Origin of the sequence: Actinopolyspora biskrensis (genome assembly GCF_013408175.1) — a bacterium.
Classification (GTDB): Bacteria; Actinomycetota; Actinomycetes; order Mycobacteriales; family Pseudonocardiaceae; genus Actinopolyspora; species Actinopolyspora biskrensis.
Genome location: NZ_JACBYW010000011.1, coordinates 72,580 through 86,075, shown reverse-complemented (window position 1 = coordinate 86,075; position 13,496 = coordinate 72,580). Strand labels below are relative to the sequence as shown.

The 13,496-nt window shown below is 67.5% G+C and carries 11 protein-coding genes; all 11 read left to right on the top strand.

Annotated elements, in window-relative coordinates:
* The first annotated feature begins 710 nt into the window (after positions 1 to 710).
* On the top strand, positions 711 to 1,457 hold the full coding sequence (locus tag FHR84_RS22650; protein WP_246300892.1) for a tetratricopeptide repeat protein: 747 nt from the start codon (positions 711 to 713) through the stop codon (positions 1,455 to 1,457).
* A gap of 47 nt (positions 1,458 to 1,504) precedes the next feature.
* Positions 1,505 to 2,536: an HAD-IIA family hydrolase gene (locus tag FHR84_RS21285; protein WP_179537324.1), complete on the top strand. Its 1,032-nt coding sequence runs from the start codon at positions 1,505 to 1,507 to the stop codon at positions 2,534 to 2,536.
* A gap of 325 nt (positions 2,537 to 2,861) precedes the next feature.
* Positions 2,862 to 2,990, top strand: coding sequence for a hypothetical protein (locus FHR84_RS23025; RefSeq protein WP_281361446.1), 129 nt, complete (start codon positions 2,862 to 2,864; stop codon positions 2,988 to 2,990).
* Positions 2,991 to 2,994: 4 nt separating this feature from the next.
* Positions 2,995 to 3,867, top strand: coding sequence for a TlyA family RNA methyltransferase (locus tag FHR84_RS21280; protein WP_343075369.1), 873 nt, complete (start codon positions 2,995 to 2,997; stop codon positions 3,865 to 3,867).
* Positions 3,864 to 4,757: an NAD kinase gene (locus FHR84_RS21275; RefSeq protein WP_179537323.1), complete on the top strand. Its 894-nt coding sequence runs from the start codon at positions 3,864 to 3,866 to the stop codon at positions 4,755 to 4,757. Before FHR84_RS21280 ends, FHR84_RS21275 begins: the two co-directional genes overlap by 4 nt.
* 112 nt (positions 4,758 to 4,869) lie before the next feature.
* On the top strand, positions 4,870 to 6,648 hold the full coding sequence (recN, locus tag FHR84_RS21270; RefSeq protein WP_179537322.1) for a DNA repair protein RecN: 1,779 nt from the start codon (positions 4,870 to 4,872) through the stop codon (positions 6,646 to 6,648).
* 171 nt (positions 6,649 to 6,819) lie between these two features.
* Positions 6,820 to 8,019, top strand: a complete 1,200-nt coding sequence (steA, locus tag FHR84_RS21265; RefSeq protein WP_179537321.1) for a putative cytokinetic ring protein SteA — start codon at positions 6,820 to 6,822, stop codon at positions 8,017 to 8,019.
* Between the two features lie 476 nt (positions 8,020 to 8,495).
* Positions 8,496 to 10,199: a CTP synthase gene (gene pyrG, locus FHR84_RS21260; protein ID WP_425489972.1), complete on the top strand. Its 1,704-nt coding sequence runs from the start codon at positions 8,496 to 8,498 to the stop codon at positions 10,197 to 10,199.
* A 250-nt stretch (positions 10,200 to 10,449) separates the two neighbouring features.
* Positions 10,450 to 11,118 carry an NUDIX domain-containing protein gene (locus tag FHR84_RS21255; RefSeq protein WP_179537319.1) on the top strand — a complete coding sequence of 223 codons (669 nt, stop codon included), beginning with the start codon at positions 10,450 to 10,452 and terminating at the stop codon, positions 11,116 to 11,118.
* A gap of 189 nt (positions 11,119 to 11,307) precedes the next feature.
* On the top strand, positions 11,308 to 12,249 hold the full coding sequence (gene xerD, locus FHR84_RS21250; RefSeq protein WP_179537318.1) for a site-specific tyrosine recombinase XerD: 942 nt from the start codon (positions 11,308 to 11,310) through the stop codon (positions 12,247 to 12,249).
* Positions 12,250 to 12,414: 165 nt separating this feature from the next.
* On the top strand, positions 12,415 to 13,362 hold the full coding sequence (locus FHR84_RS21245; protein ID WP_179537317.1) for a ParA family protein: 948 nt from the start codon (positions 12,415 to 12,417) through the stop codon (positions 13,360 to 13,362).
* Positions 13,363 to 13,496 lie beyond the last annotated feature (134 nt).

Below are 13,496 nucleotides of genomic sequence, written 5' to 3'. Positions count from 1 at the left end.
CGGACACCGCCGACCCAACCCCCCCAAGCCCGGCCCCCACCACAAGGGGGCCGGGCCATACTCATCTCTCACAACACAGCACAACACACACCCGCCGTGGGGGAATCGATCGGCACTACCGCCGCACCACTTCTGCGTGCGTGCGGTTAGGCTGGTGTTGTTATTCGTATTGTTTTTCGGGAGGTCCGGTGTCCGGTTCTGACGACAGGCGTGGTGCTCGGAGTCGTGGAAACGACACCGGTAGCGGACGTGAGCAGAGTAAGCGTTCGAATCACGTGAGCAAACCCGAACGTGGTGATTCCCGTGCGCCGAAGGGTGGGCGCGCGGGACAGCAGAGCGGACGAGCCCGGGGGCGGGACGACAAGCGGGGCGACCGTTCACGCGCGGAGCCGAAACGGGATGATCGAGGCCGCACCGAGCAGCGGGACGACAGGCGGCAGGATCGCGGTTCGGAGAGGGGACGGAACGGAAAAGCGGGGCACTCCCGTGACGACGGAAGGCGTTCCGCAGGAGGTGGAAAACCTCCGCGAGGCTCCGGGAAACCTTCCACCGGAGGTGGGAGGAACGACTCCTCCAAGGGAGAGTTCCGCAAGGGCTCTCCGCGCGGACGCGGCTCCGGAAAGGACGCCGCAGCCACCGCCGAGGCCGATGGGCGCGCAAGGGCTCCGAAACTTCCGGAGGGAGCGGACGCGGCACATCTGGACCCGGAGGTGCGGCGGGATTTCCGCTCGTTGCCGAAGATGGTCGCGGAGGACGTCGGAGCCCACGTGGTGGCAGCGGGGATGTTGCTGGACTCGGATCCGGAACAAGCCCTGGAACACGCGCGCTACTCGCGCAAGAAGGCTTCGAGAATACCCGCCGCCCGGGAGGCGAACGGGATAACGGCCTACCACGTCGGGAACTGGAGCGAAGCGCTTTCCGAACTTCGTGCGGCCCGCCGTATGGGCGGGCAGTCGCATGTCGCGATCATCGCCGACTGCGAGCGTGCCCTGGGGAGGCCGCAACGCGCTCTGGACCTGCTCCGTTCAGAGGATGTTTCTGAGCTGTCCAAGGACGAGCAGATCGAGCTGCGGATCGTGGGCGCGGGGGCTCGTCGTGATCTGGGCCAGCTCGAAGCCGCCGTAGTCGGACTCCAGATCCCAGAGCTGGACCCGCAGCGCAAGGAACAGTGGAGCGTACGGCTGTTCTACGCCTATGCCGACAATCTGGTCGCTGCGGGCCGTAACGAGGAAGCGTTCACCTGGTTCGTCCATGCGGCCAATGCCGACGACGAGGAAACCACCGATGCTCCGGAGAGGTTGGACGAGCTCGTCCCGGTGCTCGGTGGGCCGGAGGAAGCCGAAAAACTGGTGGAGCGGGCGGACGCGGATGTCGCGGCCGACACCGACGAGTCGGAACCGGATGAGGGCGGTCAGGCCGGCACCTCACGTGACGTCGACCTCGGTGTTTGGGACTGACCGAACCGGTCGAGTCACCTTCGCAGGGGCCCGGAGAGGGAACGGGTATGTCGCAAGCACTCGACGAAGAGCACGACGCGCTGTTGCTCGATCTGGACGGTACTTTGTACCGGGGTGGTACCGCGGTCGCCGGTGCGGAGGCCGCGGTCTCGCGAGTACGTGCGAGCGGAGGCACCGTCCGGTACGTCACCAACAACGCGTCCAAGCCATCGGAGGCGGTGGTCGAGAAGTTGAACTCGCTCTCGATTCCGGCCACGAACGCCGAGGTCAGCACGAGCGCTCAAGCCGGGGCGGCACTGCTCGCCGAGCGCTTCGGACGAGGTGACTCCGTACTGGTGCTCGGTACCGCCGCACTGGCGGACGAGCTCGCGGCGCTCGGGCTGCGCCCCGTTCGTGACGTGGCCTCCGGGCCGAGCGCGGTCCTGCAGGGGCACTCCGAGAGCACGACCTGGTCAGACCTCGCCGAAGCCTGCCTGGCCCTCCGTGCCGGAGCCGATTGGGTGGCCTGTAACCGGGACGCGACCCTGCCGACCGAACGCGGTCAGCTCCCCGGTAACGGTGCCTTGGTGTACGCGCTGGAAATGGCGACCGGACGGAGCCCGGAGGTCGCGGGAAAGCCGGAGCGCCCCCTGCTGGACAGAGCCGCGGTTTCCGCGGGGGCGGCCGATCCCCTGTTCGTGGGGGATCGGCTGGAAACCGACATCGCGGGTGCTCGACGTGCCGGTATGGCGTCGTTGCTGGTGCTCACCGGGGTGAGTGGTCCGCTGGACCTGCTCGCGGCCCCCGAACAGGCGCGTCCCGACTTCGTGGCCGCCGATCTGACGGCGCTCTCCGCTCCGGCGGAGGAATCGGCGGTCACGGAGCAGTCGGCCTGGAACGTCGAAGCGGGTGCCGCCGAGTTGACCCTCACTGCTGTCGGGGAGTTCCCGACGATGCCCGAACCTTTCGGGGAGAGCGCTCTGGCGGCCCTGCGCGCGTTGTGCGCGGCTTGGTGGCGCGTCGGAAGTGGCGACGTCCGGGTCCGTGCCGGAGACGACGCGGCCAAGTCCGTCCTGCACGGGCTGGGAATGCAGGACTAGAAGCCCGGCGTTCTCGATCGGTGGAGCACGTTTCGCGCGCTTCCGTCCTCCGGCCCGTGGGCCGCTGCGTCCCGACTTCGCTCGTGCCACGGTGCTCTTGTAGTCCGATAGCGTGGTAGTGGCGTTCACGAAGCTCGAGCTCTTTTCGGCTGTGGCGTTCGACTGCTGTGATTGGCATCACTGCTTTTGGTGTGAATGAGGCGGGAAGGTGATGGGTTCTACGGGGCAGCCTGCTGGTGGAGAGCCCGGCCCGGGTGGATCCGCTGACGAGGCCACCAGGCGAGTCCAGGAGGCCGAGGAGGCCGTTCGGCGATGTGTGGGCGGTTTGGAAGGCTTGGAAGACATTCCGGTTTCCGAGCACGTCGCGCGGTTCGACGCGGTGCACGAGGCTTTGACGCATGCGCTGAACCAGGCCGACGAGCTGTTGTCCGGATCTAGTGGTAGCGGGAGTTGAGGCGGTGCCTCGTAAAGCACGGTTGGACTCGGAACTGGTGCGGCGTAAGCTCGCTCGCTCACGTGAGCACGCCGCCGAGTTGATTTCCGCGGGGCGGGTCACGGTACGTGGTTTCATCGCGCACAAACCCGCGACCTCGGTGGAGGAGAACGTCTCGATCGTGGTCGCGGAGGACGTGGAGGACCCGAAGTGGGCTTCCAGGGGGGCTTACAAGCTGTTGGGCGCTCTGGAGGCTTTCGAGCACGAGGGCCTCGAGGTCAAGGGACGTCGTTGCCTGGACGCGGGCTCCTCCACGGGTGGTTTCACCGATGTGCTGCTGCGCAGGGACGTCCGCGAGGTCGTCGCCGTCGACGTCGGCTACGGCCAGTTGGAGTGGAAGCTGCGTACCGACGAGCGGGTGGTGGTGCGCGAGCGGAGGAACGTGCGGAATCTGAGCCTCGCCGACATCGGAGATCCGGTCGATCTGGTCGTGGCGGATCTCTCCTTCATCTCGCTGCGTTTGATTCTGCCCGCCATGAGCGAGTGTGTGCACAGTGAGTCCGATCTGGTGCTCATGGTCAAACCACAGTTCGAGGTGGGCAAGGAGCGTCTCGGTTCCGGTGGGGTGGTACGTGATCCCGCGCTGCGTGCCGAGGCCGTCGTCGGGGTGATCGGTGCGGCCGGGGAGTACGGACTGCGTCCGCAGGCTGTGGTGCCCAGCCCGCTGCCCGGGCCTTCCGGAAACGTGGAGTTCTTCGTGTGGTTGAACCGGCGACCGGCGGAGTACCGCCCCGATGTGACCACCATGGTTACCGAGGCCGTGACCGCTTCGTCGGGGGAAGCCGGGGACGGAGCGCGAGCCTCCGCGAACGATCGCGAAGAGGGTGACGGCCTGTGAACCGCGATGTTCTCCTCGTGCTCCACACGGGCAGGCAGTACAACCTCGGCACGGCCGAGAAGGTGGCGGGCAGGTTGATCGGTGCCGGCATGAGGGTCAGAGTGCTCGCGGAGGAGGCACCGCAGCTGAGCCCGACCTGTTACAGCAGGGTCGTCGCCCCGGGGCCGCTGGCTGCCGAGGGAACCGAGCTGGTGCTGGTCTTGGGGGGAGACGGAACGCTGCTGCGTGCCTCCGAGCTCGCCAGGATGGCGGGTGTACCGGTTTTCGGAGTGAACCTGGGCAGGGTCGGCTTCCTGGCCGGGGCCGACTTCGACGCGCTGGACGAGGCCGTCGACGCGGTGGTCGAGGGACGTTATCACGTCGACGAGCGGATGACCATCGACGTCACCGCGCGACTCGGCAACCAGGTCCTCGCCACGACCTGGGCGCTCAACGAGGCCAGCGTCGAGAAGAGCAGCAGGGAACGCATTCTCGACGTCGTCGTGGAAGTGGACGGCCACCCGGTTTCGACGTTCGGCTGCGACGGTGTCCTCTGCTCGACCCCCACGGGGTCGACGGCGTACGCCTTTTCCGCCGGAGGACCGGTGGTCTGGCCACAGGTGGAGGCTTTACTCGTCGTCCCGAGCAACGCGCACGCCCTGTTCGCTCGTCCGCTGGTGCTGGCGCGTGATTCGGTGCTGGCGCTGGAAGTCGATCACAACGGCCACGACGCCGTGCTGTGTTGTGACGGCCAACGACACTTCGATCTTCCCGCCGGGGCGCGCGTCGAGGTGCTGGCCTCGGAGAACCCGCTGCGTTTGGTGCGCTTGCACGACACCTCGTTCACGGACCGGTTGGTGCGCAAGTTCGAGCTGCCGGTGCACGGGTGGCGTGGCCCCGTTTCCGAATAGGAGAGCTCGGGAGGTCCGCACTCCCCGGAACGGGCGGGGCCTCGGTTGTCGGGGAGCTTGATCCGGGCGATGGGCCCCCCACGCTTCGGCGGTTCCAGCTAGGGTGCGTGCTGTGTTGGCGGAGATGCACATCCAAGGGCTGGGCGTGATAGACGGCGCCACCCTCGAACTGCACCCGGGACTGACCGTGGTGACGGGTGAGACCGGCGCGGGCAAGACGATGGTCGTCACCGGGCTCCACCTGTTGAGCGGGGGCCGTGCGGACAGTTCCCGTGTGCGGAGCGGTGCTTCGCGGGCGGTCGTCGAGGGGCGTTTTGCCGTGGAGCTCGATTCCGGAGCCGCCGGGGTCGCAGGCGAGGCGGGGGCCGAACCCGATGATGACGGCAGTTTGATCGCGGTGCGCAGTGTCAACGCGCAGGGCAGGTCGCGGGCACATCTCGGTGGGCGTTCGGTGCCGAACACGGTGCTGTCCGAGCTCGCGGATCAGGTGCTCGCCGTGCACGGTCAGAACGATCAACTTCGACTGCTGCGTACTGGTGAGCAGCGTTCCGCCCTGGACAGGTTCGCCGGAGCCACCGTCGAGAACCCCCTGGCGGAGTACCGCAGGGTCCGAGCCGAGTGGATCGAGGTGGTCCGGGAACTCGCCGACCGCAGGCAACGTTCCCGTGAGCTGGAGCGTGAGGCCGACCTCCTGCGGCACGGCCTCTCCGAGATCGAGACGGTGGCCCCGCAGCCGGGGGAGGACGCGGAGCTGACCGAGCGGGCACGTCGGCTTTCCGACATCGACCAGCTGCGCGAGGTCGCCACGGGTGCTCTGTCCTCGGTGAGCGGTGCGACCGAGGAGGACCCGGACTCGACCGGTGCGGTCACGCTGGTCGGACAGGCGCGGCGGCTGCTCGGTTCGGCGGAGGATCCACGGCTCCGCGAGCTGGAGGGCAGGCTCGCGGAGGCCGCGGCGGTGTTGAGCGATGTGGGCGCGGACCTGAGCTCCTACCTGGAGGATCTCCAGGCGGATCCTGCCGAGCTGGAGCGGATCCTGGCTCGCCAGGCCGAGCTCAAGCAGTTGACGAGAAAGTACGCCGAGGACGTCGACGGTGTGCTCGCGTGGGCGGAACAGGCACGTGCTCGTCTCCGGGGGATGGACACCTCCGAGGAGGCCTTGGCCGAACTGGCCGCACAGCGGGACCGGCTGGCCGAACAGCTCGTCGAACACGCGCGCACGCTCACCGCGGCCCGTGTCGAAGCAGCCGGGCGCCTGGCCAAGGCGGTTACCGATGAGCTGGCCGGGCTCGCCATGGCCCAGGCCGAGTTCGACGTGTCGGTGACCCCGAACCGGGCGGGCAGCTCGGACTCCGAGGCGATCACGTTGGACGGGGAGCCGGTGCGCGCCGGTCCCGACGGCGTCGACGATGTGGAAATGCTGCTGCGCTCGCATCCGGGTGGGCCGGCGTTGCCCATTCACAAGGGGGCCTCGGGAGGTGAGCTCTCCCGGGTGATGCTGGGGCTGGAGGTTGTCCTCGCGGACGCCGACACCGTGCCCACTCTCGTTTTCGACGAGGTCGATGCGGGGGTCGGTGGACGGGCAGCGGTGGAGATCGGCCGCAGACTCGCGCGGCTCTCCCGCAGCCATCAGGTGCTGGTGGTGACGCACCTGCCCCAGGTGGCCGCTTACGCCGATCGTCATCTCGTGGTGGACAAGGCCACGGGAACAACCGGTTTCACGCACAGCGACGTACGCGTCGTCGCCGACGAACAGCGGGTTTCCGAACTGGCCCGGATGCTGGCCGGGCTCGATTCCACCGAGACCGGGCGCGCCCATGCAGAGGAGCTGCTCGCGGTGGCCGATCGGTACAAGGCGGAGCACGCGGGCGGGAATCACCCGGAGAGGTGATCGCCGGACTCGTCGGGCGGATCGGGCCGCGTTCAACGGGTGTGACCGTCCCCTGCCCGGAAGCCGTCCGGGCAGGGGACGGTCTTTTCGTCACCGCGGTTTCCGTGAGTTCGCGGGAGGTGCTCGGCGTGGCGCAACAGCGATACGTGTCTGTTTTGTCACCATCGGTATATGCGACTCAGTGGCCTGCTCGGGAGCCAGCAGGAGACATTGCCGGGAATAACCGGGACCGCCCGTCTGCAGCGACGCGATGGCACTCTTCCGCAACGTGTCGCTGCCAGGGACATCGTTTTCCTCGATCGGGTCGATCTCGATCGTCGTACCGCGGAGACGCTGGTCGCCTACGAGGTCTCCGCGGTGATCAACGCCTCCTCCTCCATCTCGGGAAAGTACCCGAACCTCGGGCCGGAGGTACTGCTGGCCGCGGGGGTCAAACTGATCGACGACGTGGGCTCCGAAGCCCTCCGCAGGATCAGGGACGGTGCCACCGTGCGGTTGCACAGCGGTGGGGTCTTCCTGAGCGGGAAGCGCGGGGAGGAGCTGGTCGTGCACGGTTCGGAACAGGACGCCGAGACCGTCGCCGCCCGCATGAGCGAAGCCAAGTCCGCGATGTCCGCGCGGATCGAGGAGTTCTCGACCAATACCGTCGAGTTCCTGCGCAGGGAGCGCATGCTCGTGCTGGACGGCATCGGGGTTCCCGAGGTTCGGGTCGGGATGTCCGGGCGTCACGTGCTCGTGCTGGCTCCGGGGGACGGGCACGAAACCGAACTCGAACGGCTGCGCCGTTATGTGCGCGAGTACTGCCCGGTGCTGATCGGTGTCTCGGAAGGGGCGGACACACTGCGCGCCCACGGGTTGAAGCCCGATGTGATCCTGGGCGATCCCACGCCGCTGAGCGAGCGGACGCTCAGGGAGGCCACCGAGGTGGTCATCCCCGCGGGCTCCGACGGACACGCGCCGGGAACGGCCCGCATCCAGGAGCTCGGTATCGGAGCGGTGACCTTTCCCGCGGGCGGGAACCCGGAGGATCTGGCTCTGCTGCTGGCTGATGTGCACGGAGCGGCGCTCGTGGTGACGGCGGGTTCCAGGGCGAGCCTGGAGGAGTTTCTCGACCGTGAGAGGGGGCTGAGCAACCCCTCCACGTTCCTGACCCGCATGCGCCTGGCCGGAAAGGTCGTGGACGGCTCGGCCGCGTTGGAGTTCGAACGCAGCCGTCTTTCGAACGTCGTGTTCCTCGTGCTGGCGCTCGGCGTGTTGCTGGTGGGACTTCTCGCACTGGCCGCGTCCGGGATCGGTTCCCCCCACCTCACCGTCCTCGGGGGGTTCGCGGAAGCCGTTCTCGAGTTCTGCACTGGGATGATCACTCAGTAGGACTTTGTCGGCCCGGTTCGCGCGGCGGCCGCCGACCACGTGAGTGGTCGTTTCGGCACCGGGGTGCCGAAGAGCGCCAGCGAACCACCGCAGGCGGACGGGGACATCAAGACTCGACGAAGTCTTGCCAGCCCACGGAGTGTTGTGTGCCGGGCGGCGTGCGCACGTGACAGCCGCCCGGCTGGACCCGGCGCGATCGGGGGAGGGAGCGTCGCACCGGGCCGGCTCGGTTGTACTTCGTCCCGGACGAGCATGCACGACAATCGCGCGTAGCGGCATACTTCGGAAGGCTGATTCTCTGGTTACCCAGCGTGTGCGCAGCGCCGGGATCGGGCGTGTGCCGAGTCCGGTGGGGTCAGCTGCGCTCCGCCGAACAAGTGAGATATGCTGAAGTCCCGTGGGAGCGGCGGTGTCAGCGTTCCTGCCAGCACAAACACCTGCACGGTGACGGCATCGACCACGGGGAGCTTTTCTTGGTGCCGCAAGCACGGACGATCAAGCATGTATTCGTAACAGGGGGAGTTTCCTCCTCTCTCGGCAAAGGGCTCACGGCTTCCAGCCTGGGCGAATTGCTCACCTCCCGCGGACTGCGGGTGACCATGCAAAAGCTCGACCCGTACCTCAACGTTGATCCGGGAACGATGAATCCGTTCCAGCACGGTGAGGTATTCGTCACGGACGACGGGGCCGAGACCGATCTCGACATCGGGCACTACGAGCGCTTTCTCGATCGGGCTCTGACGCGCAACGCCAACATCACCACCGGCCAGGTGTACTCCGCGGTGATCGCTAAGGAACGGCGTGGCGAGTATCTCGGGGACACCGTTCAGGTCATCCCGCACATCACGGACCAGATCAAGGCTCGGATCCGTTCGATGGCCGAGCCCGACGAGAACGGCCAGACGCCGGACGTCGTGATCACCGAGATCGGCGGAACGATCGGCGACATCGAGTCCCTCCCGTTCCTGGAGGCGTGCCGGCAGCTTCGGCACGACGTCGGTCGTGACCACTGCTTTTTCCTGCACGTTTCCCTGGTGCCTTATCTCGCTCCCTCCGGCGAACTCAAGACGAAACCGACGCAGCACTCGGTCAAGGAGTTGCGCAACATCGGGATCGCCCCGGACGCGCTGGTGTGCCGGGCCGACCGTGAGTTGTCGTCCGAACTCAAGAACAAGATCGCCCTGATGTGCGATGTCGATTCCGACGGGGTCGTGGCGTGCCCCGACGCATCGTCGATCTACGACATCCCCCGGGTGCTGCACGGCGAGGGGCTGGACGCCTACCTCGTACGCAGGCTCGGGCTGCCCTTCAGGGATGTGGACTGGTCGGTCTGGAGTGATCTGCTCGAGCGCGTGCACAATCCGACCGAGACGGTGCGGATAGCCCTGGTCGGCAAGTACGTGGACCTGCCGGACGCGTACCTTTCGGTCACCGAGGCGCTGCGGGCGGGTGGCTTCGCCCACCGCGCCAAGGTGGAGATCGCCTGGGTGCCCTCGGACGACTGCGCGAGCGAAGCGGCCGCCGCCCGAGCCTTGTCCGGGATGGACGGTGTGTTGATCCCCGGAGGTTTCGGGGTGCGCGGTATCGAGGGCAAGCTCGGCGCGATCGAGTACGCCAGGACGAACGGCATTCCCGTGCTGGGGCTGTGTCTGGGCCTGCAGTGCATGGTCATCGAGGTCGCGCGTGATCTGGCCGAACTGCCCAACGCCAACTCCACGGAGTTCGCGAGTTCCTGCCGGCATCCGGTGATCAGCACGATGGCCGATCAGCACGACGTGGTGACGGGCGAACGCGACATGGGTGGCACCATGCGGCTGGGAACCTATCCGGCCGCGCTGCAGGAGGGCTCGATCGTGGCCGAGGCCTACGGCAGCCTCCGGGTTTCCGAACGGCACCGGCACCGCTACGAGGTGAACAACACCTACAGGCAGCGTTTGAACGACGCGGGGGTCGTGTTCTCCGGGACATCGCCGGACGAACGTCTCGTCGAGTTCCTCGAGCTGCCGCGGGAGCAGCACCCGTTCTTCGTGGGGACCCAGGCCCACCCGGAGATGAGCAGCAGGCCGACCCGCCCGCATCCGCTCTTCAGCTCGTTCGTGCGTGCCGCGTTGGACTACCGGGCCGCTGAAAGGCTGCCGGTCGAACTTCCGGAGTCCGCTCAGACGACGGCGAGCGTCTGAGCGGCCCACTCATCGAGGCTTTCTGCTCGCCCCCGACGAGGTGATCACTTGGCGGAACCTCCCGTTGTCCTGTGAGTGGGCCCCGACATCGGGTAGCGTTCTCCCCGACGTCGGGGCCGTCCTCGTGCGAGCGCACGCGGGGCCCGCGGTGCTGCGAGTTGCTCGGGCGGATCTTTCGGCGTTGCCGGCCGCCGGGAGCACCACGCCGATCGATCGTCAACACGGCAGGAAAGCATCAGTCAGGAGCGAGATGTCCGCGAACCCCGGGCCCGCGGAAGGGCCGATCAGCCGTACCAACGGTCGGCACCCGTTCACGACACTGTCCACTTCCGACGTCTACGTCGGCAATGTCCTGGCGTTGCGCAGTGACGAGGTCGCGATGCCGGGTGGAGGACGTTCCCGCAGGGAGGTCGTCGAGCACCCCGGGGCTGTCGCGGTGGTCGCGTTGGACGAGTGGGACAGGGTGGTTCTCGTGCACCAGTACCGTTACCCGCTGGGGCGCAGGTTGTGGGAACTTCCGGCCGGGCTGCTCGACGTGCGTGGGGAGTCCCCCCGACACACCGCCCAACGCGAACTGGCGGAGGAGGTCGGTCTCGCCGCTCGGGACTGGTCGGTGTTGGTGGACGTAGCTGCTTCACCCGGATTCACCGACCAGGCCGAGCGGGTCTATCTGGCCCGCGGGTTGAGCGAGGTCGCTCGTCCGGAACCGGTCGCCGACGAGGAAGCCGACCTCGTCGTGGACAGAGTGCCACTCGACCGGGCGATCGAATCGGTCTTCGCGGGAGAGATCGTCAACGCTCCGGCCGTTTCGGGTCTGCTGGCGGCCAGGGCCGTACGGGACGGACACGTCCGTCCCAGATCCGGTGACGCGGAATGGGCGGACCGGCCGACCCGTTTCGCGGCCCGGTCCGAGGGCTGACCGGTGTTTCTGCTCGGGTTGTCGTAGGTGGTCCTCGGCGGAACCTCTCGCGGGCTCTCGCCGCAGGGACCCGGTCACCCGACCAACAGCTCGACCGGAAAAGCCCGGAAAAGCTCTGTGAGGACGGGACGCGACGCCGTCCCGTCACGAGTGCCCCCGTGCACGGCCGGTCTCCGCAGGAGCGTCCCGATGTCGGAATTCGACGAACTCCCGGACGAGTTGCGCCGGGTGTTCGGTGCCTATCTGAATCATCTCGTGGTGGAACGCGGCACTGCTTCGAGTACCTTGGAAGCGTACACGCGCGATCTGCGTCGTTACGGGAGTTACCTGGTCCACTCCGGTGCCGGGACGTTGCGGGGAGTCTCCTCCGAACTGGTGGGCGAGTTCCTCGCCACGCTTCGCACCGGGGAACGCGACGGGGCCCCGTTGGCTCCGGCCTCGGCGGCACGCACGATCGTGGCGGTCCGCGGACTGCACAGGTTCGCCTTCGTGGAGGGGATCGCCGAGCACGATCCGGCGAGCGAGGTCACTCCGCCGGCGTTGCCGCGCAGATTGCCCAAGGCGTTGTCCCTGGACGAGGTGCTGTGCCTGTTGGACAGGGGGACCGTCGGCGGCCCTCGCGGACTGCGGGATCGTGCTCTGCTGGAGTTGCTGTACTCCACCGGGGCCCGCATCTCCGAGGTGGTCGGGCTCGATGTGGACGACGTGGACACACACGAGCGTACTGTGCTGCTCGACGGCAAGGGGGGTGGTCAGCGTCGAGTCCCCGTAGGACGTCCCGCGTTGGAGGCGGTGGAGGCCTACCTCGTTCGTGCGCGGCCGAGTCTGGCCGCGGGGAAGACGCAGGCTTCTGCGCTGTTCCTCAACGTCAGGGGCGGTAGACTGTCCCGGCAGAGTGCCTGGAGCGTCCTGAAAGCGGCCGCGAGCAGGGCGGGACTGACGAGCTCGGTCTCGCCGCACACGCTGCGGCACTCCTTCGCCACCCATCTGCTGGAGGGCGGGGCGGATGTCCGGGTCGTGCAGGAGCTCCTCGGGCACGCGTCCGTCGCGACGACTCAGGTGTACACGATGGTCACCATGAACACCCTGCGCGAGGTGTACGCCACGACGCATCCTCGTGCTCACGACTGAGTCCGAAAGTATCCGGTGATCCGTCGAAGACGGGTCGCGCGGTGACGTGAAGCTTTTCGCCGTGTCAACGGCGAGGCGCGTTGCCGCCGTGTGCGCGTGCCGCCTAGGCTGCGCACCGAAGAGGTTTCTCGAACGCCGTCGCACAACTAAGGAGTCACCACCGCCATGTCGACGCCGCAGCCCTCCGCCGGTGGGCGGTGCCGGGGCGCGGTCGACCTGAGCATCACCCCGGACGCTTCGGAGCTGGCCAACGGGGAGGTCCCCGACAGCGATCCGATCGGTGGAAACGTCGGCCCCACCGGGAGGCCACGTCGGCACATTCCCGACCCCTCTCCACTGGAGACGCACGGTCCCGCCTCGGTACTGGCGATGTGCAACCAGAAGGGCGGTGTCGGCAAGACCACGTCCACCATCAATCTGGGGGCCGCACTCGCCGAGTACGGACGTAAGGTGCTGCTGGTCGATTTCGATCCGCAAGGTGCACTGTCGGTCGGCCTCGGGGTGCAACCGCACCAACTGGAGCAAACCATCTACAACGTCCTCATGGAGCGTTCGACGGGTCTGCGGGAAGTGATCAGATCGACCAGCGTGGCAGGTATGGACCTGTTGCCGAGCAACATCGATCTGTCGGCGGCGGAGGTTCAGCTCGTCGCCGAGGTCGGCAGGGAACAATCCCTGGAAAGGGCGTTGCGTCCCGTGCTCGCGGAGTACGATTTCGTGTTGATCGACTGCCAACCCTCGCTCGGGCTGCTCACGGTCAACGCCCTGGCCGCGGCACACGGCGTGATGATCCCGCTGGAATGCGAGTTCTTCAGTCTGCGCGGTGTCGCACTGCTCATCGACACGATCGAGAAGGTGCGGGAGCGCCTGAATCCGGACCTGGAGATCAGCGGGATCCTGGCGACCATGTTCGACCCCCGTACACTTCACTCGCGTGAAGTGATGTCCCGGGTGGTCGAGGCCTTCGGCGACATCGTGTTCGACAGCGTGATCAACCGCACGGTGCGTTTCCCGGAAACCACCGTCGCGGGGGAGCCGATCACCCGCTGGGCGCCGCGATCGTCCGGGTCGAAGGCGTACCGCTCGTTGGCCCGTGAAGTCATCGCCCGGTGAGTGGCTCGGGACCACCGACTGCCGCTTTCCCGTCGTGTCGACGAGCGGTGTGGTGCCTCGGCGCGAGCAGCTCCGAGAACACCCCACCGCGCGGCAGGTGCCGCCGCGGGAGGTTCCGCCGACCGAGCACCCCG

Excerpts from the sequence above, each read along its gene's own strand:
- FHR84_RS21255 (WP_179537319.1), top strand. The coding sequence starts at position 10,450 with ATGTCCGCGAACCCCGGGCCCGCGGAAGGGCCGATCAGCCGTACCAAC.
- xerD (WP_179537318.1), top strand. The coding sequence starts at position 11,308 with ATGTCGGAATTCGACGAACTCCCGGACGAGTTGCGCCGGGTGTTCGGT.
- FHR84_RS21245 (WP_179537317.1), top strand. The coding sequence starts at position 12,415 with ATGTCGACGCCGCAGCCCTCCGCCGGTGGGCGGTGCCGGGGCGCGGTC.
- steA (WP_179537321.1), top strand. The coding sequence starts at position 6,820 with ATGCGACTCAGTGGCCTGCTCGGGAGCCAGCAGGAGACATTGCCGGGA.
- FHR84_RS21285 (WP_179537324.1), top strand. The coding sequence starts at position 1,505 with ATGTCGCAAGCACTCGACGAAGAGCACGACGCGCTGTTGCTCGATCTG.